At 66.2% G+C, this 21,584-nt stretch carries 18 protein-coding genes; 12 read left to right on the top strand and 6 right to left on the bottom strand.

Annotated features, from left to right (window positions below; translation table 11 throughout):
• Positions 1-8: 8 nt before the first annotated feature.
• From SD37_RS09480 to SD37_RS09470, 3 genes are read right to left on the bottom strand one after another with little or no spacing between them, the layout of a single operon-like run.
• Positions 9-1,220 (bottom strand): CaiB/BaiF CoA transferase family protein, encoded by a 1,212-nt coding sequence (locus SD37_RS09480; protein ID WP_044852728.1) that lies wholly within the window; start codon positions 1,218-1,220, stop codon positions 9-11.
• Positions 1,217-2,290 carry an acyl-CoA dehydrogenase family protein gene (locus SD37_RS09475; protein WP_052675024.1) on the bottom strand — a complete coding sequence of 358 codons (1,074 nt, stop codon included), beginning with the start codon at positions 2,288-2,290 and terminating at the stop codon, positions 1,217-1,219. Before SD37_RS09475 ends, SD37_RS09480 begins: the two co-directional genes overlap by 4 nt.
• Positions 2,284-3,429: an acyl-CoA dehydrogenase family protein gene (locus tag SD37_RS09470; RefSeq protein ID WP_044852727.1), complete on the bottom strand. Its 1,146-nt coding sequence runs from the start codon at positions 3,427-3,429 to the stop codon at positions 2,284-2,286. The genes SD37_RS09475 and SD37_RS09470 overlap by 7 nt, the downstream gene beginning before the upstream one ends.
• Before the next feature lie 374 nt (positions 3,430-3,803).
• On the opposite strand from SD37_RS09470, the gene SD37_RS09465 reads away from it, so the two are divergent.
• The 6 genes from SD37_RS09465 to SD37_RS09440 all read left to right on the top strand — a co-directional run bounded on the left by SD37_RS09465 (position 3,804) and on the right by SD37_RS09440 (position 12,628).
• Positions 3,804-5,465, top strand: a complete 1,662-nt coding sequence (locus tag SD37_RS09465) for a flavin-containing monooxygenase (RefSeq protein WP_065912772.1) — start codon at positions 3,804-3,806, stop codon at positions 5,463-5,465.
• 43 nt (positions 5,466-5,508) lie between these two features.
• On the top strand, positions 5,509-6,975 hold the full coding sequence (locus tag SD37_RS09460) for an aldehyde dehydrogenase (RefSeq protein WP_044852725.1): 1,467 nt from the start codon (positions 5,509-5,511) through the stop codon (positions 6,973-6,975).
• A gap of 86 nt (positions 6,976-7,061) precedes the next feature.
• Positions 7,062-7,787 (top strand): IclR family transcriptional regulator, encoded by a 726-nt coding sequence (locus tag SD37_RS09455; protein WP_167369621.1) that lies wholly within the window; start codon positions 7,062-7,064, stop codon positions 7,785-7,787.
• Positions 7,788-7,941: 154 nt separating this feature from the next.
• Entirely contained in the window at positions 7,942-9,285 is a 1,344-nt protein-coding gene (locus SD37_RS09450; RefSeq protein WP_052675022.1) for an aspartate aminotransferase family protein, read from the top strand.
• Positions 9,282-10,511, top strand: coding sequence for an acetyl-CoA C-acetyltransferase (locus SD37_RS09445; protein ID WP_044852724.1), 1,230 nt, complete (start codon positions 9,282-9,284; stop codon positions 10,509-10,511). The genes SD37_RS09450 and SD37_RS09445 overlap by 4 nt, the downstream gene beginning before the upstream one ends.
• Positions 10,508-12,628 (top strand): 3-hydroxyacyl-CoA dehydrogenase NAD-binding domain-containing protein, encoded by a 2,121-nt coding sequence (locus SD37_RS09440; RefSeq protein WP_044852723.1) that lies wholly within the window; start codon positions 10,508-10,510, stop codon positions 12,626-12,628. Before SD37_RS09445 ends, SD37_RS09440 begins: the two co-directional genes overlap by 4 nt.
• A gap of 24 nt (positions 12,629-12,652) precedes the next feature.
• On the opposite strand, the gene SD37_RS09435 is transcribed toward SD37_RS09440, so the two are convergent.
• On the bottom strand, positions 12,653-13,135 hold the full coding sequence (locus tag SD37_RS09435; RefSeq protein ID WP_044852722.1) for an Lrp/AsnC family transcriptional regulator: 483 nt from the start codon (positions 13,133-13,135) through the stop codon (positions 12,653-12,655).
• 309 nt (positions 13,136-13,444) lie between these two features.
• Here SD37_RS09435 and SD37_RS09430 point away from each other — a divergent pair, with 309 nt between their 5' ends.
• The 6 genes from SD37_RS09430 (at position 13,445) to SD37_RS09405 (ending at position 19,814) form a co-directional block, all read left to right on the top strand.
• The gene (locus tag SD37_RS09430) at positions 13,445-14,227 is read left to right on the top strand and encodes an IclR family transcriptional regulator (protein WP_052675021.1); all 783 of its coding nucleotides are present in this window, start codon (positions 13,445-13,447) and stop codon (positions 14,225-14,227) included.
• A 442-nt stretch (positions 14,228-14,669) separates the two neighbouring features.
• Positions 14,670-15,653, top strand: a complete 984-nt coding sequence (locus SD37_RS09425; protein WP_044852721.1) for an alpha/beta hydrolase — start codon at positions 14,670-14,672, stop codon at positions 15,651-15,653.
• Between the two features lie 39 nt (positions 15,654-15,692).
• A complete protein-coding gene (locus SD37_RS09420; RefSeq protein WP_083254910.1) occupies positions 15,693-16,067 on the top strand; it encodes a RidA family protein in 375 nt (124 codons plus the stop codon).
• On the top strand, positions 16,064-17,038 hold the full coding sequence (locus tag SD37_RS09415) for a threonine ammonia-lyase (protein ID WP_052675019.1): 975 nt from the start codon (positions 16,064-16,066) through the stop codon (positions 17,036-17,038). The genes SD37_RS09420 and SD37_RS09415 overlap by 4 nt, the downstream gene beginning before the upstream one ends.
• Positions 17,039-17,115: 77 nt before the next feature.
• Positions 17,116-18,330 (top strand): amidohydrolase family protein, encoded by a 1,215-nt coding sequence (locus SD37_RS09410; protein WP_052675018.1) that lies wholly within the window; start codon positions 17,116-17,118, stop codon positions 18,328-18,330.
• A 119-nt stretch (positions 18,331-18,449) separates the two neighbouring features.
• Complete coding sequence (locus tag SD37_RS09405) at positions 18,450-19,814, top strand: helix-turn-helix transcriptional regulator (RefSeq protein ID WP_145926563.1); 1,365 nt, start codon at positions 18,450-18,452, stop codon at positions 19,812-19,814.
• 511 nt (positions 19,815-20,325) lie between these two features.
• Here the strand turns inward: SD37_RS09405 and SD37_RS09400 are convergent.
• Both SD37_RS09400 and SD37_RS09395 read right to left on the bottom strand, forming a co-directional pair.
• Positions 20,326-20,694 (bottom strand): hypothetical protein, encoded by a 369-nt coding sequence (locus tag SD37_RS09400; RefSeq protein WP_044852718.1) that lies wholly within the window; start codon positions 20,692-20,694, stop codon positions 20,326-20,328.
• 39 nt (positions 20,695-20,733) lie between these two features.
• A complete protein-coding gene (locus SD37_RS09395; RefSeq protein WP_044852717.1) occupies positions 20,734-21,357 on the bottom strand; it encodes a helix-turn-helix transcriptional regulator in 624 nt (207 codons plus the stop codon).
• Positions 21,358-21,584 lie beyond the last annotated feature (227 nt).

Raw genomic sequence — 21,584 nt, 5'->3', positions numbered from 1 at the left:
GGCGGACGTCACACCTGGGAGGGGTCGACAGTCTGCTCCGTCGTCCCCTCGCCACGGCCGTCGGCAGGCGCGTAGGCCGCGCGGATCGTCTCGGAGTCCGCGCCCAGCACGACCGCCGGAGCGGCCTCACGAGGCGGGGTCCGGCTGAAGGTGACCGGCATGCCCGGCTGCCGAAGCCTTCCGAGCAAGGGATGGTCCACGGACTCGAAGATGCCACTCGCGACCGTCTGTGCGGCGGTGGGAATCTGCTCGATGCCCATGACCGGCGCGGCCGGGATGTCCAATGAATCAAGGACTTCCAGCCACTCGTCGGTCGTTCGAGCCGTCAGGGCATCGGCCACCAACGAGTAGAGCTCGTCGGTGTTGTCGGTCCGTCCACCGATGGTGAGCAGCCGGTCGTCGGCGAGCAGGTCCTCGCGTCCGACCAGCCGGTAGAAGCTGGCCCATTGGCGATCGGTGTAGACCATGACCGCGAGGTAGCCGTCCGCCGTCCGGTACGGCCTGCGGTGCGGGGACTCCATGCGGGCGTACCCCGGCGGCCCCAACGGGGGCTCGAACACGGTCCCGCCCAGCTGGTCCACGGCATTGAAGGCGACCATGGTCTCGTACATCGGCACCGACACCTCTTGCCCCAGACCTGACGCGGCCCGCTCGTGCAGGGCCGCGAGAATGCCCACCAGTGCGAAGACCCCGACGGTCTTGTCCGCGATGGGACTCTTGACGTACGTCGGGACGCCGTCGGCTGTACCGCCCTGCATCGTCGCGATCCCCGCGGCGGCCTGGATGGTGTCGTCGTAGGCGGGCTTGTCCCGCCACGGGCCTCGCTGGTCGAACCCGTGCATCGAGCAGTACACCAGGCCCTGGTTGAGCGGTGAGAGGTCGTCGTAGGCGAGACCGAGCGTACGAGCGGAGGTGGGCCGCAGGTTGTGGCTGAACACATCCGCGTCGGCGATCATCCTGCGGAAAATCCCCGCGTCCGAAGAAGCGGTCAGGTCGAGGACGACGCTTCGCTTGCCGCGGTTGAAGTTCACGTAGAACTCGCCGAGCCCATACCCGGCTCGATCGCCGATGTTCCTGGTGATGTCCCCGCTCGGGCGCTCCACCTTGATGACGTCGGCCCCGAGCTGCGCGAGCAGCAGACTGCAGTACGGGCCCATCAGGGTCGTGCTCATATCCACCACCCGCAAGCCCTCGAGAGGGCCGCGGCTCCGGGCGGTCATCGCGATCCCACAGGCTCGGCCGCGGCGGCGACGGCATCCCCGGCGATCAACGGCCAGTAGCCCTCGGCACCTCCCGCGACCAGCCTCTCGCCCAGTCTGCGCGACCACACGGCCTCGGAGCCGCACTCGTCCCTCCAGCTCCAGAGCTTGAGGGTGAGGTGACCGAGCTCGTACTCCTTGGTCATCCCCATGGCTCCGGTGGCCTGGTGGGTCGCTGCCGCGACGACACCCGCGGCATGCGACGCAACGATCTTGGCCACGGCGGCCTCGACCTGACATTTCTCCGGCTCGAACGTGGTGACCATGGCCGCGCTCCTGGTCGCGACCTGGGCGGCCCGGACCTGCTGGGCCGCGGTGACCAGGTGGGCCTGGACGGCCTGGAAACGCCCGACCGGCCGACCGAACTGGTGACGCTCCTTGGTGTAGCGGAGGGTGAGCCCCACCGCCCTGGCCGCGGCTCCACAGATGAGCGCCGCACGGGTCAGCGCCGCGCGCGCCTCCAGCTCGTCGAACCCCGGCGCCGGTGCCTGCTGGATGACGGCCGCACCGTCGAGGGTGATCGTGTCGCGTCGTTCGCTCGCGAGGTTGCCGCCCGCCTGGATCGCGAGTTCCCGCGGGTCGATCATCGCGACAGCGGGGCCGTCCGGCGAGTCGACGAGCAGCACGATGCGGTGCACATCCTGTGCCCAAGGCACCCGCGGCACCGTGCCGAACAGCCGTCCTCGGTCCTCCCGCACGCCGGGCGCGGGTGCGAAGGTCAGGGGGCCCTCCGGAACCGGCAGCCCGGCGCGCTCCAGCACCCATCCGGCGAGGATCCCGTGCTCGGCGACCGGCCCTCGCACGGCGTGCCGCCCGGCCTCCTCCACCACGGCCAAGGCCTCGGCCAGCGTTCCTCCCTCGGCAGGGTCAGCGGGCACGAAGAGGTATCCGCCCTTGACGAGCGCATCCCATCCGGGGCCGAACCCGTCTGTGGCGTCGACGCCCGCGGGGCCCAGGTCGGTGAGGATCGCCGACACGGCGTCCCGCACGTCGTCGACGTCCTGTTCGCATGAACTCCACGCAGTCACCATCGGGCGTTCTCCAATCCCTTGGCCGCCACACTTCTGAGCACTTCCGTGGTGCCTCCTCGGATCGTGAACGACGGTCCGGTCGAGACGGCCTCCGCCAAGAGGTTCGTGAAGAGGTCAGCCGAGCCGTGCTCGAGCTCGATCTCGGCGGCGACGCGCAGGGTCTCGATGATCTCCTGCTCGAGCTCGGTGCCGAAGTTCTTCACCAGCGCGGCCTCCGCCGACGGCATCGCGCCCTCATCGAGCGCCCTCGCGATCCCGAGCGCCAGTTGTCTCCCGGCTCGAAGCTTCGCGCTGACCTGACCGATCGCCGACGTGTCACGCGCGTTCGCCCCGCGATCGGCGCACCGGCGCACGAACTCGACCAACGGTCCCATGACCGTGAGGAACCGGTCGGGGCCGGAACGCTCGAAAGCCAGCTCGGATGTCGACTGTTTCCACCCGGCACCGAGCTCGCCGAGGACGTTCTCCTCCGGCACGTGGACGTCGTCGAGAATGACCTCGTTGAAATCGTGGGTCCCGTCGATGAACTCGATGGGGCGCGCGGTGACACCTGGGGCGGAGAGGTCGATGATCAGCTGCGTGAGACCTTGGTGCCGGTCTTCATGGATGGAGGTCCTGCAGAGCGTCAGCATGGCGTGGTTCAGGTGCGCGTGGGTCGTCCAGACCTTGGTCCCGTTCACCCGCCATCCCCCGGCGGGGTCGCGTCGCGCTGTCGTGCGCACGGACGCGAGGTCCGAGCCGGCGTCGGGCTCACTCATCCCCACGCAGAAGTAGAACTCGCCGGCGGTGATCCTCGGCAGATACTTCTTCCGCTGCTCCTCCGTCCCGTACCGCAGGATCATCGAGGCGGTCTGCCTGTCCGCCGCCCAGTGGGCGCCGATGGGCGCACCGGCCGCCAGTAGCTCCTCGGCCACGATGTATCGGTCCATGACCGGGGCGCCGGCGCCTCCGTACTCCTTGGGGATGGTCATGCCGACCCAGCCACGCGCCCCGATGGCACGGGAGAACTCCGGGTCGTGAGCCGCCGCGAAGCCGAGCTTGGGCCGGTAGCCGGGCGGGAGAGCCGTTCGCAGGAACTCCCGTACTTCCGACCTGAGGCGGCGCTCGTGGTCGGTCGGTTGGATCGGGCGAAAGATCATTGGCGACGTCCTCGGTCGAGCGAGTGTGAGAGCGGCGAGCGGGCGACTTCGGCCGTCGCCGGCCGGTCGACGACAGCCTCACCGGGGCGCGAGCGGGGAGTGCTCGGCGCGGTGCTGTCACAGTAGGTCAACTTGGCACACTTACGCAATACAGTAAATAAATCCTTATTTACGTACAGCCGCAGCGGTTAAGATACGTAAATGCGTAAATCCATCCTCTATTGCGGATCCGCAGATGCTGTGCTTATGCTCTGGGTCACACTGAAGACGCCCAAGTCGCTCAGCTCAGAGCTCGAACCCCCCACGCGCCCTTCCGAGACGAAGCGACCGTACGCACGGCAGTCCAGGTGAGAACGTCTCGAAAGGAACCAACAATGACGCCCAGTTCCGGCCCCCGCGACGAGGCAGCCACCGCTTCGCGACTCTCCCACGACGTCGTCATCGTAGGCGCCGGGTTCGCCGGGCTGAACCTTCTTCGCCGGCTCCGCGAACGCGACTTCACCGTGGTGCTGCTCGAGGCAAGTGACGACATCGGAGGGATCTGGAACACCAACCGCTACCCCGGCGCACGCGTCGACACCGAGGGTGCTCTCTATCAGTTCACCGACAAGGAACTCTGGGAGGGCTGGGACTACTCGCAGTTGTTCCCCGACTCCGCCGAGATCCGCGCCTACTTCGATTACGTCGACTCCAAGCTCGACCTGCGTAAGGACTGCCGGTTCAACACGCTGGTCACCGCCGCGGAATTCGACGCGACCACCGACTCATGGCGGGGTGAGACCGAGGCAGGCGAGGCACTCACCGCGAGGTTCCTGGTGATGGCGACCGGCACGACCGTCACGCCCTACCAGCCCGACTTCGCCGGCATGGACCGCTACCGCGGCACGCTGGTCCACACGGCGTGCTGGTCCGACGACATCGAACTGGCCGACCGGCGCGTCGCCGTCATCGGCACGGGAGCCAGCGGGGTCCAGATCATCCAGTCGGCAGGGCCGATCGCCAAGACCCTCACCGTCTTCCAGCGCACCCCGAATCTGGCATTGCCCATGTACCAGCAGGACTTCGACGAGGCCGCTCGCGCGGAGATCAAACGTGGCCTCCCTGATCGGTACGCCATGGTCCCGAAGACGTTCGGCGGGATCGACTACCAGTTCGAGCCGGGCAACGCGCTCGACGCCACGCCCGCGGAGCGCGAGGACCTCTACGACGCTCTCTGGGCGAAGGGCGGCTTCAAGTTCTGGATGGGCAACTACGCCGACACCATGGCCGACCCGCAGGCCAACGCCTACGCCTACGAGTTCTGGAAGAAGCAGGTCCGCCGTCAGATCACCGACCCGGCCAAGGTGGAGCTGCTCGCCCCGACGGTGGCCCCCCACCCTTTCGGTGCGAAGCGACCCTCGCTGCAGCAGAACTACTTCCAGGTGATGTGCCGGCACAACGTGGAGATCGTGCCGGTCAAGGAAAACCCCATCCAGGAGTTCACCGAGCGCGGGATCCGGACGGCCGATGGAGTCGAGCGAGAGTTCGACCTGATCATCCTGGCCACCGGGTACGACAACAACACCGGCGCGATGAACGCGATCGACATCCGCAACGCCGACGGCCGCCGCCTCAAGGACAAATGGGCAGGCGGCGTGAACAACTACCTGGGCACGTTCACCAACGACTTTCCGAACTTCTCCTTCCTGTACGGGCCGCAGAGCCCCGGCGGCTTCTCCAACGGACCGACGTCGGCCGAGCTGCACGGAGGCTGTCTCGCGGAGTTCTTCGAGTTCCTGCGCGACGAGTCGATCAGCCGGTTCGAGTCGACGGAAGAGGCGGACCTGGCATGGACCGCGAGTATCGAGGAGATCATCGGAGACATGCTCTTCAGCAAGGTCGACAGCTGGTTCAACGCGGGCAACATTCCGGGCAAGCATCGTCAGCAGCTCCAGTACCCCGGTGGCATACCCACCTACCTGGAGCACTGGGCCGCCGAGCGCGCGTCCGGCTACAGCACCGGCTTAGTGCTCGGCAGCCCGATCCGCGAGCCCTAGGTATCACGGCCGGCGACGGAACGGCCCCCAGCAGGAGTGGAACATGATTCGCAGCGAACTTCTGGACCGGACCGCGTTCTTCATCGACGGAGGCTGGCAACGGGCGGACGACCGCCCCCGGCACATCCAGTTCGAAGCTGCCACCGAGGAGGTTCTCGGGGTGGTCTCCGTCGGAGGCTCCGATGACGTCGACCGTGCCGTGGCGTCGGCGCGAGCCGCGCTCGACAGCGGGCCCTGGGGTCGGACCTCGCCCCCGGAACGCGCGGAGTTCATGCGGCGCCTCGCCGATGCCCTGGAGCGTCGCGGCGCCGAGACCGCCGAACTGGTCAGCCGGGAGAACGGCACCCTCAAGAGCCTCTCCCACGCGGCGAACGTCGTCGGCGGCACATCGATGCTGCGGACGCTGGCCGACTTCGTCGCCTCACATGAATTCGAGGTCGTGCGGCCCAGCCGAGCGGGAGAGACACTCGTTCGTCGAGAACCGGTCGGGGTCGTCGGGGCGATCACGACGTGGAACTATCCCGTGCTCGCGGTGATCTCCAAAGTGGCACCGGCGCTGGCTGCCGGATGCACCCTGGTCGTCAAGCCACCGCTCGACTGCGCCCTGGACGCGTACGTCGTGGCCGATGCCGCCGAGGAGATCGGGCTCCCACCCGGCGTGCTGAACATCGTGGTCGGCGGCCAGGACGCCGCGCAGGCCTTGGTGGCCCACCCCGACGTCGACATGATCGCCTTCACCGGTTCGACCGCGACCGGCCGGGCGATCGGCGAAGTCGCCGGCCGCATGTTCAAGAGGATGACGCTCGAGCTCGGCGGCAAGTCGGCAGCGATCGTCCTCCCCGACGCCAACGTCGACGACTTGGTACGGACCGCCGAGACGGCGCTGTTCAAGAACGGCGGTCAGACCTGCACCACCCACTCTCGCGTGATCGTCCACCGGTCGCGGCGTGACGAGGTCATCGACGCCCTGCGCGGTCTCGCTGATGGCTTCGTGATCGGTGACCCCCTGGACTCCGGCGTCACTCTCGGCCCTATGGCCACGGAGCATCACCGCGACCGAGTCGAGGGCTACATCCGCCTCGGGCTGGCGGAGGGAGCCGGCATCGCGAGTGGAGGTCCGGGCCGGCCAGAGGGCGTCCCACGAGGATGGTTCGTCCGGCCGACCGTGTTCACCGGCGTCTCCAACGACAGCCGGCTCGCGCAGGAGGAGGTGTTCGGGCCGGTCATCGCCGTCATCGAGTACGACGACGAGGACGATGCGGTCGCCATGGCCAACGCCACCCCGTTCGGCCTCGCCGGGATGGTCCTCACCGGTGACGAGGCCCATGGGCTGGAGGTCGCCGGACGCATTCGGAGCGGCACGGTCGGCGTCAACTACTACTCGCTGGACACCGGTTCCCCGTTCGGCGGGGTCAAGAGCAGCGGGATAGGTCGGGAATTCGGTCCGGAAGGGTTGGATGCCTACCTGGAGTACAAGTCCATCTACGTTCGTCCGAAGACCGCGGACTGACCGGGGTGGTCGTGGACGACGACGACGCGGGCGCGACGGGCTCGCGAGCGTCCGGACCTCCGTTGAAGCACCGGATGATCGGCCGAGTGGCCGAGATCCTTGAGATCGCCGCTCGCGAGAGCGACGGCGAAGGTGTCAGCCTCACGGAGTTCTCGCGTCGGTTGTCAGCACCGGTCAGCACGGTGCAGGGCCTGGTGAACGGCCTGGTCGAGACCGGCTATCTCTCCAGGTCGGGTCGCACGTACGTGCTGGGACCCGCCCCCTACGTGCTGCACCTCATCGCTCGCCGCCCGCTGATCGACGTCGTCAGGCACGCCGACATCGAGGCACTGCACGAGGCGACCGGCCGCACGGCTTACCTCGGGATCAACCTGGCCGGAAGGGTCATCTACCTCGACCACGTGACGGGGGACCCGGGGTTCGCCTTCCTGGCCGAGACGCACGCGCCGCGGCCCTTGCTGCGCACCGCCGTCGGCCGCGCGTTGCTGGCCAACATGGAGAAGCGCCGGCTTTTCGAGATCCTCCGCAACGTCGACGAGCAGGACGAGCCGTTGGTGGCACCGTTCCTCCAGGAGAGCCCGGCGATCCGCGAGTCCGGCTATGCGGTCACCAAGGGGCTGGCACTGACCGGGCACTGGGCGGTCGCCGCGCCGGTCCGTGAGCACGGGAAGACCGTGGCCGCCGTCGGGCTGAGCGGCACGCCACAAGAGATGGAGAACGACCTGGACCGCCTGGGCGTCATGCTGAGCGAGTCCGCTCGGCATTGGGAACACCGCGCGTCCCCACGCCCTGATCGGGACCACGGCGATTGAGGACTACGGGAGCGCAGGAAAATTGCGCGTTGCCAGGTTCGCTCGGCAATATCATTGCGACAGCGCCTCCCCGTGCGCAAGATTCGCAACCATTCGCCTCGTGGCTTGACCTAACGTTGGTCAACACGTTCGTTGCTCCCCGAGAGGCGCCACCATGACCAATGTCGACAGGTATTCCACGTCCCCCGAGCTCTCGACGGAGCAGTTCTGGGACACCGCTCGGCGTCATCTCATCCGTTACGGTCCGGCCGGTTTCGTCCCGACGATCATCGAGCGTGCGGAGGGGTGCCGCATGTACGACGAGAACGGGCGGCCCATCCTCGACTTCACGTCCGGCCAGATGAGTTCCCTCCTGGGACACGGGCACCCCGCGGTCGTGGAGACGGTCTCGCGCTCGGTCGCCACCCTCGACCACCTGTTCAGTGGCATGGTCACCCGCCCGGTAGTGGGCCTTGCCGAGGCACTGGCACGGACGCTTCCGGAGTCGTTGAGCAAGGCGATGATCCTCACGACGGGCGGCGAGTCGAACGAGGCCGCCATCAAGATGGCCAAGCTCTACACCCGAAAGCACGAGATCGTCTCGTTCGACCAGTCGTACCACGGGTCGACCCACGCGGCCGGTGCCGCGACCTACAGCCTGACCCGCGCGGGATACGGTCCCGTCGCTCCCGGCAACCTCATCATCCCGACACCGAATTCCTACCGTTCTGTCTTCAGGACGCGGAACGGGGAGCACGACTGGCAAGCCGAACTCGACTTCGGATTCGCGATGGTCGACCGCCAGTCGGTCGGCAGCCTGGCCGCCTTCATCGCCGAACCCATCTTGGGCACCGGCGGTTTGATCCCCCCGCCTGAGGGCTACTTCGCCGCGCTCCGCAGGAAGTGCGACGAGCGCGGCATGCTCCTGATCCTCGATGAGGCGCAGACCGGACTTTGCCGTACAGGAGACTGGTATGCGTTCCAGCACCAGGGCGTCGCCCCGGACATCCTGACGCTGTCCAAGACACTCGGCGCGGGTCTCCCGGTCGCGGCGGTCGTGACCAGCGAGGAGATCGAGGCGACCTGCGCCGAGCGGCGGTTCATGTTCACCACCACCCACGTTTCCGACCCACTTGCCGCCGCGGTCGGCCTGACGGTCGTCCGTACCCTTGAGGCCGAGAAGTTCGACAGCGTCGCACGCAGGCTCGGGGAGCGCCTGACCAAGGGACTGCGCGAGCTGCAGAGCCGTCACGAAAGAATCGGTGACATCCGCGGCCGGGGCCTGTTCCAGGGCGTCGAGCTGGTCATGGACCGTGACACCAAGGAGCCGGCGGACGATTACGGAACCGCGGTCACCGCGGCCTGCTTCGATCGTGGCCTGCACTTGAACATCGCCCAGATGCGCGGGGTCAACAGCATCCTGCGCATCGCACCGCCTCTGACGGTCGCCGAGGAGGACATCGACCTCGCGCTGGACATCCTCGACCAGTCGCTGAAAAGCGCCAAGGACGCCGCGTGACTTCCGAGGCCTACCTCTACGAGGCCATCCGCACACCCCGGGGCCGAGGCCGGGGTGGGGCACTGCACTCGGTGAAGCCGATCTCCTTGGTCACCGGCCTGCTGGCCGAGCTCCGCCGACGGTTCCCCGACCTCGACGAAAGCCGGATCTCCGACGTCATCCTCGGTGTGGTCTCCCCAGTGGGAGAGCAGGGCGGGAACATCGCGCGGACGGCCGTCCTGGCCGCAGGGTTGCCCGACAGCGTGGGAGGCTTCCAGGTCAACCGGTTCTGCGCCTCGGGATTGGAGACGGTCAACCTGGCCGCCCAGAAGATCCGGTCCGGCTGGGACGAACTCGTGATCGCGGGGGGCGTGGAATCCATGTCCCGCGTGCCCATGGGCAGCGACGGCGGCGCCTGGTCGATGGATCCCGTGACGAGTTACGACAGCTACTTCGTGCCTCAAGGGATCGGCGCGGACCTCATCGCGACGATCGAGGGGTTCGGCCGCGAGGACGTCGACGCCTACGCGGCTCGATCGCAGGAGCGCGCCGCGGCGGCGTGGTCTGGCGGGTTCTTCACCAAATCCGTGGTGCCCGTCTGTGACCAGAACGGCCTCACCATCCTCGATCACGACGAGCACATGCGTCCTGGTACGACGGTCGAGTCGCTCCGGAAGCTGAAGCCGGCCTTCGCCACGATCGGCGCACAAGGCGGGTTCGACGCGGTCGCCCTGCAGAAGTACCACGGGATCGAGGAGATCGACCACGTCCACACCGGCGGTAACAGCTCCGGCATCGTCGATGGCGCGGCGCTCGTCCTCGTCGGGACCGAGCGGGCCGGCCAGGATCTCGGTATGGCGCCGCGGGCACGGGTCGTCGCGACCGCCACCTCCGGTGCGGATCCCACCATCATGCTGACCGGCCCGACGTCGGCATCGAGGAAGGTGCTGGCGACGGCGGGACTCGACATCGGCGACATGGATTTGGTCGAGCTGAACGAGGCGTTCGCGTCAGTCGTCCTGCGCTTCCAGAAGGACATGGACGTCCCCGACGAGAAGCTCAACGTCAACGGTGGCGCCATCGCCATGGGGCACCCGCTCGGTGCCACCGGGGCCATGATCGTCGGCACGGCGCTCGACGAACTCGAGCGGCGCGGAGCCCGGTACGCGCTGGTGACGATGTGCGTCGGCGGCGGCATGGGCGTCGCCACGATCATCGAACGAGTGGGAAGACGGCGGAGAGCATGATCGAGTGCAAGCAGGGAGCCGACGGCATCGTCGTGCTGACCATGGACGACCCCATTCGCGGCGCCAACATGATGAACAAGCGCTATCGGGAATCCATGGGCGCCGTGGTCACGCGGCTCGAGACCGAAAAGGACTCCATCACCGGGGTCGTGCTCACGTCGGCCAAGCGGTCGTTCTTCGCGGGGGCTGATCTCGCCGGGCTGCTCACGGCGACGCGGGCCGACGCCCGTCGCGTGTTCGACGAGGTCGAGGAGGTCAAGGCCCAGCTGCGTCGCTTGGAGAGGCTGGGCCGTCCCGTGGTGTGCGCGATCAACGGATCGGCCCTGGGCGGTGGGCTCGAGATCGCACTCGCGACGCAGTACCGCGTCGTCGCGAACGTTCCCGGCGTGCGGCTCGGCCTGCCCGAGATCTCGTTGGGCCTGATGCCCGGGGCGGGTGGGGTCGCCCGTATCACACGGATGCTCGGCGTCCAGCGCGGTGTCGAGCTGCTGTCGCGGAACACCCGGTTGGGCCCCGCCGAGGCGCTGCAGCTGGGTCTGGTGGACGAGCTGGTGGACAGCGTCGACGACCTGCTGCCGGCCGCCAAGCGGTGGATCGTCGCCCACCCGGAAGGTCAGGCGGCGCCGTGGGACCTCGATGATCACGTGATCCCGGGCGGCCGTCCCGACGAGCCCGAGCTGGCCACGACGCTGCCGGCGCTGGCGGCGAACCTTCGCCGACAGCTCAAGGGTGCGCCGTTGCCCGCACCGCGCGCCATCTTGGCTGCGGCTGTGGAAGGGGTACAGGTCGGCTTTGACGACGCCTCGACGATCGAGTCGCGCTACTTCACGGAACTGGCCTGCGGCAGGGTATCGACGAACATGATCCAAGCGTTCTTCTTCGACCTGCAGGAGATCAACACGGGTGCGTCGCGCCCCGTCGGCCTCGAACGCACCACGTTTCACAGGGTGGCCGTGCTCGGTGCCGGAATGATGGGAGCGGCCATCGCCTACCTCTGCGCGAAGGCCGGCATGGAGGTCGTGCTCAAGGACGTGACGATCGAGGCTGCGCAGCGAGGCAAGGAACACGCCGGCCAGATCGCGGCCAAGGCGCTGAAACACGAGAGAAGCCCTCAGGAGCGCTCGGAAGAAGTCCTCGCACGCATCTTGCCGACGGCCGACGTCGCCGACCTCGCCGACGCGGACCTCGTCATCGAGGCGGTGTTCGAGTCCGAGGAGCTCAAGCGGCAAGTGTTCCGTGAGGTCGAGGACGTCGTCCACCCCATGGCGTTGCTGGGCTCCAACACCTCGACGCTACCGATCTCGAGCCTGGCCCGGGGTGTGAAGCGTCAGCAGGACTTCATCGGGATCCACTTCTTCTCGCCGGCCGAGAAGATGCCGCTCGTCGAAATCATCCGCGCCGAACAAACCTCCGACGCCGCGTTGGCCAAAGCGTTCGACCTCGTTCAGGCCATCGGCAAGACTCCGATCGTCGTCAAGGACGGTCGCGGTTTTTTCACGTCGCGGGTGATCAGCACCTTCCTCTACGAGGCGCTCGGGATGCTCGTCGAGGGCGTCGAGCCGGCAACGATCGAGCAGGCGGCATTGCAGGCCGGGTACCCGGCCGGGCCTCTCCAGCTGCTCGACGAGCTCACGCTGCCGCTGATGCGGAAGATCCGCAAGGAGACGCATGACGCCGTCCGGAAGGCCGGGGGTGTCCCGCCCGACGATGGAGCCGGCGTCGTTTTGAAGACCATGGTCGACGTGCTCGGCCGCCCCTCGAAGGCAGCAGGCGCCGGCTTCTACGACTACGTCGACGGCCGACGGACCCGGCTTTGGCCTGGACTGCGCGGCGCATTCGGGACATCCCACTCCGCGCCGCCGTTGGGAGACCTCATCGATCGCCTGCTGTTCATCGAGGCCATCGAAACCCAGAAGTGCTTCGACGAGGGCATCCTGTGCAGCACCGCGGACGCGAACATCGGCTCGATCTACGGAATCGGATATCCCGCCTGGACCGGCGGGGTGCATCAGTTCGTCGTCGGGCACGAGGGCGGACCTGCTGGGTTCGTCGCCCGTGCCGACGAGCTGGCCAAGCAGTACGGGGAACGCTTCGCGGCCCCGGACTCACTGCGGTGAAAGGCTCGCTCAGCGCGGCCGAGATCAAGTCCCGCTGGGCCAGTTCAGGGTGCGCTCGGCCAGGCGGGTGACGTCGGACTTGATCGTGACCATGGGAAAGCGCGACTGGAGCCTGCCGATGCCGGGGAGCGCCATGAGCTTGGTGGTCAGGAACCGCTCGTACGCGGCGAGGTCCTTCGTCGCGGTGAGTACGTAGAAGTCCGGCGAGCCGAACATGCGCCGCGCCTCTACCACCTCGTCGTAGGCGATGAGCTCGGCCTCGAACCGCTTACTGCCGGCCGGCGTTTGGTCTTGCACGTCGATGTCGACGAGCACCTCGAACGAGCGATCGATGGCAGCCGGCGCCACGGCTGCGTGGTAGCCCGTGATGATGCCCTCGTCCTCGAGCCGCTTGACCCGCCTCAGACACGGTGACGGGGTCAGCCCGACGGCATCGGCGAGCTGGATGTTGGATTGGCGGCAGTCGCGCCGCAATTGGTCGATGATTGCGCGATCGATGGAGTCCATGCGCCGATTATCACCCTGAACGAGGATCTCACGCACTTTTGAGCCATCCGAGGGCCGACGGTGGCGTGAAGGCTCCCTTCACGGCGTCTGATGCGGTGAACCACCCACTCGCGGGGCGCGTGCAGCACATCCTCCGCCTGGCCGAGGCGGAGGATGCCCGTATCGTGTGCGGCGGCACCGGGCGGCAGGCGAGGACGCATTCGGGGCGGGACGGTCGGCGTAAATTACTTCTCGTCGGACGTTGGCGGGCCGTTGGGTGGGTTGACGAGCAGCAGGATTGGCCGCGAGTCGGGGCCGGAGGGAATACGGGTGGAAGTGGAAGCCGAGACCGATGCCGTCGTCGCCCCGGAAGCGCAGGGCCCGCCCCTCAAGCACCGGATGATCGCCCGGGTGGCCGAGATCCTCGAGCTCGCGGCCCGCGAGAGCGAGGGGGTCAGCCTCACCGAGTTCGCCCAACGGTTGTCCGCGCCGGTCAGCTCCGTGCAGAGCCTGGTGAACGGACTGGTGGATACGGGCTACCTTTCCAAGTCGGCCCGCAAGTACGTGCTCGGCCCGGCCCCCTACGTCCTTCACCTCATCGCTCGGCGGCCGCCGATCAGCGTCGTCAAGCACAGCGACCTCGAAGCGCTGCACGAGGCGACCGGGCTCACCGCCTACCTGGGGATCAACTTGGCGGGCAGGGCGATCTATCTCGACCATGTCACCGGAGACCCGGCGTTCGCCTACGTGGCCGAGACGCACGCGCCGCGGCCGCTGCTGCGGACCGCTGTGGGCCGCGTCTTGCTGGCCAATATGGACAAGCGTCTGCTGTTCGACATCCTTCGCAACGCGGACGCTCGGGAACAGCCGTTGGTGGAGCCGTTCCTCCAGGACATCCCCGCGATCCGGGAGGCCGGCTACGCCGTCACCCGAGGTCTGGCGGCGAGCGACCATTGGGCGGTGGCCGCGCCGATCCGAGAGAACGGGATAACCGTGGCCGCGGTAGCGCTGACCGGAACCCCGGAGGAGATGAAGGACGACCTCGACCGCCTCGGCGCCCTTCTCCGCGATCGGGCACAAGAGTGGACGAAGCGGGGCCCCGACCCGAGCTGAACCTGGCTGCCCCGGTTCGGCGACGTATGCCCGCCGCGACCATTTGGCAGATTATGTCGCCGCATAGCCGGTTTGCGCACCATCCGTGCTTCCAAGTGGCCGGTCGACGCACATTTCGCAATCATTCGCCGAGTGGTCTGAGCTAGTCTGACTCGTAACTTCGGGTAACTGCGGGACAACAGATGACCACTACCGTCAGGCGGGCGCCAAGGCCAAGGATTCCCGACGGGCGACCGGGCGTGTCGGCTGTCGTGGTGCCGGCCCTTACCGGCACGCTCCTCGCGCCGCCGAGTCGAACCATGATCCACAGCACCAGCAGTGGGTCGAAAGAGTCCGCCACCGCGGCGAGCGAGAACTGCGGCGGGCGCCAACGTCAGAGATCTCCCCGCCGAGCTCGGCCGATAACCGATGTACCTGCATTTCGAACTCGCTGAGGAGAACCATGGCTGAATTTCCGAATCTGGACCCGGAGTTCGCGGACGCGGTCGCCTTGCTCCCAGATCTCGACCTCTCCGACCTCGCCGCTGCGCGCGCGCTGCAAGAAACGGTCACCCAGCCGCTCATTGCCAACCTGTCGTATGAAGGGGTCGACGTCCGGGAGGTTTACGCACCGGGGCTGGGCGACGCTCCTGACGTTCCGATCCGGCTTTTGACTCCGGAAGGCGCGGCTGCCCCCCTTCCGGTCTTGGTCGCCCTCCATGGTGGGGGTTTCGTCCTCGGGAACGCTCAGGAGTTCGACTATCTGTGCCTGGACGTCGTTCGGGAGCTCGGGATCGCGGTGGCGAACGTGGAGTACCGTCTTGCACCGGAGAATCCCTTCCCCCGTCCCCTGGATGACTGCTATGCGGCCCTGAGGTACGTCTACACCAAAGGCAGCGATCTGGGTCTCGATCCGTCGCGCATCGCCATCGGCGGATCGAGTGCGGGCGGGGCTCTGGCCGCTGGTACCGCCCTGAAGGCGCGCGACACTGGCGAAGTTCCCATAGTCTTCCAGTTGCTCATCAGTCCGGCACTCGACGACCGCCTTGGCTCGCCGTCCAGTCTTGAGCTCTTGAACACTCCCGTAGCGCAGCGGCAAAACGGCCTTCTGGCCTGGCAGGCGTACCTCGGTACCGAGTACGCCGGGCCCGCTGATCAACAGGTCTCGATCTACGCTGCGCCGGCACGCGCGGTGGACCTGAGCGGCCTGCCGCCGACATACATCGCTGCGATGGAACTCGATCCTGTGCGCGACGAGGCCTTCGAGTTCGCGCTCAAGATGCTGCGCGCGGGTGTCAGCGTGGAACTTCACTCCTACCCAGGCACCTTCCATGGCTGCATCGAATTGGTGCCGGCCGCCGAGGTCAGTATTCGGGCACAGCGGGAGATCATCGGCGCGCTGGGTAGAGGTTTGCGTGTCCCGGTGGCGGCTCGGTGGCAGCGGTGAAGTGGCGGCATCACATCAAGTCAGGAAGAGGAATGTGTCGTGCTGGAAGTTCTTGATCAACAAGGTGCGATGGGACCCTACTCGACCGCGATTCGTTCGAATGGCTTTGTCCACCTGTCCGGACAGGGAGGACTCGATCCGGCGACCGGCGAGCGGGTACCGGGGGGCATTCAAGCCGAGACAATGCAGACCGTTGCGAACATCGAGGCCTTACTCGGTCGCGCCGGGCTGTCGCTCATGGATCTCGTAAGCGTCACCTGCTATCTCGTGGATTTGGGTGAGTGGGAAATGATGAACCGGGCCTATTCAACAGCTCTCGGGGACGCGCGGCCGGTCCGGACGGCAGTCGGGGTGAGTGCACTTCCGTTCGGCCTGCGGCTCGAGATGACCGCGATCGCAGACGCAGCACGATGACGGGCTCCACGGCCGAGTCGCGTGCACTCGTCGACGGGTTTCACCCCGGCACCGAGGCGCTGAGAGCAACGCGTGAGGCGCTCGACAGCATGGTCGAGAGGTTCCCCCTTCTTGACGCACGGCTGGAAGACCGGGTGTTACGGCTGCAACCTGAGTCATTGCAGCCGTTCGGATCATTCAAGGTCCGAGCAGCACTCACCGCTGTCGACTGGGCCGTCCAAAGCGGGGCAACCCGCATAGTGACCGCCAGCGCCGGCAACTTCGCCCAAGGCCTGACGTTCGCTGCCCGCCGCGCCGGCTTGCCCGTGGACGTGCACGTTCCTGATTCCGCGGCCGCAGGCAAGATCGCGGCGTTGCGCGGACTGGAAGCGCGAGTCATATCGCACCCATTCGACGAATGGTGGACGATCATGTGCAATCGCGACACGGGTGACAACGGTGCGACGTTCGTGCACCCAGTGGCCGAACACTCGGTTCTCCTTGGCAACGCCACGATCGGCCTCGACATCCAAACGGCATGGTCCGAGGTCGAGATCGTCATCGTCCCGTTCGGCGGCGGCGGGCTGTGCGTCGGCGTCGCGGCCGCGCTCGAGGCTCTCGGAAGCCGAGCAGAGGTTGTCACCTCCGAGGTCGCCGGGTCCGCTGCGCTCTCCGCCGCCCTCGCTGCCGGCCACCCCGTCGAGATCCAACGACGGCCGTCCTTCGTCGATGGAATCGGGTCCACGCGAGTTCTGGACGAGATGTGGCCTCTCATCAGTTCGTGCATCACCCGATCCATAGTCGTCAGCGTCGACGAGGCCGCCGCGGCGGTACGCGAACTCGCATTGCGCCACAAGCTCGTCGTCGAAGGTGCGGGCGCCACCGCATTCGCTGCCGCGTGTCGACCGGAGTTCGCCGGGCGTAGAGTCGCCGCAGTGCTGAGCGGTTCCAATATCGACGCTCCCACACTCGCCGGAATCTTGTCCGGGTAACCCCGACTATTTCGCTATCTCGGATTCATTCATACGCAGGCATCCAGGCGGCAAGTCAAGATCAGAGGAAACTCTTAATGGAAGACCACCTGATACTGTTCGGCCGCGTGCTGCCGATCTCCTCGCCTCCCATCGCCGATGGTGCCGTCGTCGTGCGAGCAGGAAAGATCGAATATGTGGGGAGTGCCGCTCGCGCGCCGCGATATAGCAACGCCGAAGAGATCGAAGTGACGGGCGCAATTCTTCCAGGGCTTATTGACGCCCATGTGCATCTCGTCGCAAGCGGCGGTTCCAATTTCAGGGCCGAAGTGGACGGGTTCACCCGCGATGAACTTGTCACCAAAGCGAAATCCAACGCTTGGCGATCCCTCCAGTCGGGAATCACCACCCTGCGCGACCTCGGCGCCCCTCAGGGCGTTGCGGTGAGTATTGCCCGGAGCGGATTCGATTTCGACCCGGAAGGCTCGGACGTCGTTGCGGCCGGGCGCGCCATCACCGCCCCGGGCGGGCATATCGCATATCTAGGTGTAGAAGCAAAGGGCACCGCGGAATTGGCGGACGCAGCGGCTCACGAGTTGAGAGCCGGGGCTGACGGGATAAAATTGGTCGCCACCGGCGGAGTCCTGACGCCCACGGGCGTCGCTGTAGAAGCTGCGCCGTACGACGAAGATGAGCTTGCGGCGGCCGCAGAGGTCGCACTGTCCGAGGGAAAATGGGTCGCCGCTCACGGCATCGGACTCGAGGGAACCAAGAGCGCGATCAAGGCTGGGGCCACGAGCATCGAACACGGCATCTTCCTCGACCGCGAGTCCGTTGACTTAATGGCTACGCACGGCACCATTCTTGTCTCGACACGGATAGCGATCGTACGAATGCTGGAGCACCGGGATCACGTTCCGCCCGACTATCTGCACCGGGTAGCGTCAATCGGCGACAGGTACGTCGAATCGCTGAAGCTGGCCGCAAAGGCGGGTATTCCCATAGCCGGGGCAAGTGACGCAGGAACCCCGTTCAACCCGCACGGGGGCGTTGCCGGCGAGGCGGAACTTCTCGTCAGGGATGTCGGCCTGACAAATGCATCAGCGCTGGAATCGGTCACTTCCATCGCGGCACGGGCACTGCGCCGCGACGACCTGGGGCACATCTCCGAAGGAGCTCCGGCGAATCTCATTGCGACGGCGGAAGATCCATTGGACGATATCACCGCCATCGCGCACGTAGTCAATGTGGTGAAGAACGGCCGGCTGATCCGCAGTACTCGGGACCGTAAATACGCTGACGCAGACGAATAGCCGGCCGCGCTTGGTTACCGTCGACCAGAGTTACACCGTTCGCTTGACCGACCTGCGGAGGGAGTGAAGTGGAAGGTAACACGAGAGCCGACGAGGACACGGTGCGGATAGTCCGCGCCTTGGAGAAGGCGAAGACCAGGCGTGCGGAACTGTCTGGCTTATGCCGCTGGAGTGAAGCCGACGAAGCTGTTCTAGTGGCTCTGCGCGATGCGCTCTCGATCGAGAATGTCGTCGACGCGGATCTGGGCGGACTTGTCTACGTCGCAGGAGGCTCTCATGTGATGAAGTTGCGCGTTCGCGACGAGCGGAGTCAGATATCAACCGCTCGGCTCTACGCCGCAGGAGCCATGTTGCTCGTCAACCGAGGCCGCGAGCCACAGACCGTGGTGAAGCTTGTTCAGCGGGCACTCGAGTCTCTCGACTGGCACGACATGGGGACGCTCTGGTATTTGGTTCTTTCGCTTATCTACGCGGACGACTTGCAAGCTGCCCGCGAACTGATCGATCAGGCGACAACACGAGGAAGCTGGCTCGGATCGCGGGCGCATGCCGCAGCGCTCACACTACTTCGAGCGCGGCTATTGTCGATCAGCGGAGAACCGCATGCGGCGTGGCAGTCGATCGATGGCCTCCTGCGGCAAGATCTGGACCAACAGTTCGGCGAACTCGCGGTGGCCTGGGCCGTGGCCGCGCTGGTGGACCTCGACAGGTTCGATCGCGCCGAAGACCTCCTGATTTCACGCAGACTCGACGGCATCCTGGAGGGCACTGAAGGTCATGTGGAGTTGCTGGCCGCTCGCGGAGCACTCCGCGCAGCCGAGGGACGCCCGCGACTGGCCTATGAGGATTTCAGCAGTTGCGGACGTGAACTTGCGGCTTGGGGTGTCACCAATCCTGCCGTTGCGCCGTGGCGCTCCGAGGCGGCGTTGTGCGCCGCCGCGACAGGGCGACACAGTCTTGCCTATTCACTCGGGAATGAGGAGCTGTTCCGTGCGCAAAATTGGGGTACTCCCCAGACGATCGGGGCGGCCCTTCGCGCTTTCGCGTATTTGTCCGAAAGGGGAACCGACGTCGAACTGTTCAAGGAATCCGTTGAGCACCTCTCAGGCAGTCGACTGAGGTTGATGTTGGTTCGAGCACAGTACGAACTCGGCATAAAACTACTCTTTCGCGCTCGCCCGGAAGAAGGATGGGCGGCCTTGAAAGCCGCGAAGACCGAAGCGCTTTCCATCAGAAGTGTCGCGTGGGCGCATAGAGTAGACGAGGCTGTACGACGATGGGGCCAGGCACCCATGAGAGCGGAGCTGACCTCTCAGGAGGTTCGAGTTGCGAACCTGACTCAGGCAGGCTTCTCGAACAAGGAGAGCTCAGTGCGACTCAAGTTGAGTGTGAGTACGGTGGAGTTCCACCTTTCGAACATCTATCAGAAACTTGCCATTTCCGGCAGGAACGAGTTGCGATCGCTGAGAATCCCTATCTGGTAGAGCACGAAACGATCGAACGCGGGAACCCGGCCGTTGGATCGCTCCGCGTAGGAACTGCACCCGACTGGCTACCGGGTACTACCTCCGGTCCGGTTTCACGATCGCGCATGAACGCCTCCGTGGTTGCCACCACTGGATGTTCCACCACCGGCGATCCACCTGTCGTACTACGACTGGTCGACTGATTGGACCACTTCCGCGCCTACGCGGGCTGGAGTGGCCACTCCCCCGACAAGTACGTCACCGCCTACCGGCGGGTTCACGAGATCTTCGTGAGACGCGGCACAGAGAACGTCGTGTGAATTACAGGCAACTCTCAGGCTTGCGTAAACCGATCATCATCGGGGAAATGGCTTCCGACGAGGTCGGCGGCAGTGTGCGTGCTCTGTGTCGCCTTGAACCACCTGGTGCTACGCCTGCCGATCGTCGCTGCGTGCGGTCCCCTCGGCAGCGTACGGCCACTGCAGCACGACGTGCTCTCCCCACGAGGCGGGCAGCGAAAGCCAGGCGCCTACGTCTCTCGCGAGCGGTGACCGACTTGCGCGCCCTCCTCGAGCGAGGCCCGTGGCGATGCTCGGATTCCCGTCTGGTTCTCGGTGAAGAAGCCTTGGTTCGCAGGGGAAATCCGCGGGCTTCCCCGCAGAGCGCGCCGGAAGACAGCCTCGGCGTCATTTCCGACCGTGCTGCGCAAAAGATCGGTCATCCAGTGCGAGAACTGTTTGCTCTGGGTGAGCCTGGTCGTGATGCCCCAGTTGCCCGCGTTCTCCGTGCCGCGCGCCTCCTGGATCTGCGTGAGTGCCCGCGGCAGGACTGCAGCGGCACTCACCATGCCCGCGAGGGCGGCCATCACGATGAAACGTTTACGCCAGCCGGAAGTCATTCCGTTCCTTCCCTGTCACCACGTCACCCGAAAAGACCTTCAAAGCACTCCGGCACGCATCGCGTAAGCGACCGCGTGCGGACGGTTCCGCAATTTCAGTCGGTTGGTCAGCCCGTAGATCACGTTCTTCACGGTCCGCTCCGAGTAACAGAGCTTGTCCGCGATCTCGACGGTGTCGTGACCTTCGGCCATCAACCGCAGGACATCGACTTCACGCGACGTCAGACCGGCGAGATCCACGCCCCTCGGGTCGACCGAGTCGCATCGCAGCCGCCGCACTCCGTCCAGCAGCTGTCCGAGCAACTCCGCAGGCAGGAGACCACGTCTGGAAACCACGGAAAGGATGGTCTCGACCACACGATCGCCACACGTCTGCGCCCGGGAAAGCACGGCGACCACCCGGCACTCGACCGCCGACAAGATGTCGCTTTCCCGCAGCTCACCCACGATGAGCACCTTGGAGACCTGTGCCGTGACAGGATCAGCTCGCAGGTCGGCCACGAGTTCCTGAGCCATCCGATCCGTATGGACGAGCAGGATATCCTGCTCGGCCAGCTCGCTTCGGGCCACGACGACCAGCTCAGGGCGGCTCTGCAGGAAACTCGTCAGACCCACCTGCATGATCATGTCGGTCGCATGCACCGCAACACGTACCGGTTCCATCGTGTCCTCCCGAGCTCGATACCCGTGAGTCATGAGCATGTGCAACCGGACTTCACGAACTCTCAACTCCCAGACCAGGGCGCTCCCTCGGCGTCATCGATGAACTCGAACATCCCGGCGAACCGGCCGATTGCCGCTCTCAAACCGCCACGCTGCTGATCCGGCAGACCGAGCCAACGCGACGCGGAAAGGCCGTCAGGTCATCTGCCCACTCGGCCAGCGGAAGG

It is taken from the genome of Amycolatopsis orientalis, from assembly GCF_000943515.2.
Taxonomy (GTDB): domain Bacteria; phylum Actinomycetota; class Actinomycetes; order Mycobacteriales; family Pseudonocardiaceae; genus Amycolatopsis; species Amycolatopsis orientalis.
The sequence above is the reverse complement of the archived record's forward strand: the minus strand, read 5'-3'. Positions and strand labels throughout refer to the sequence as shown.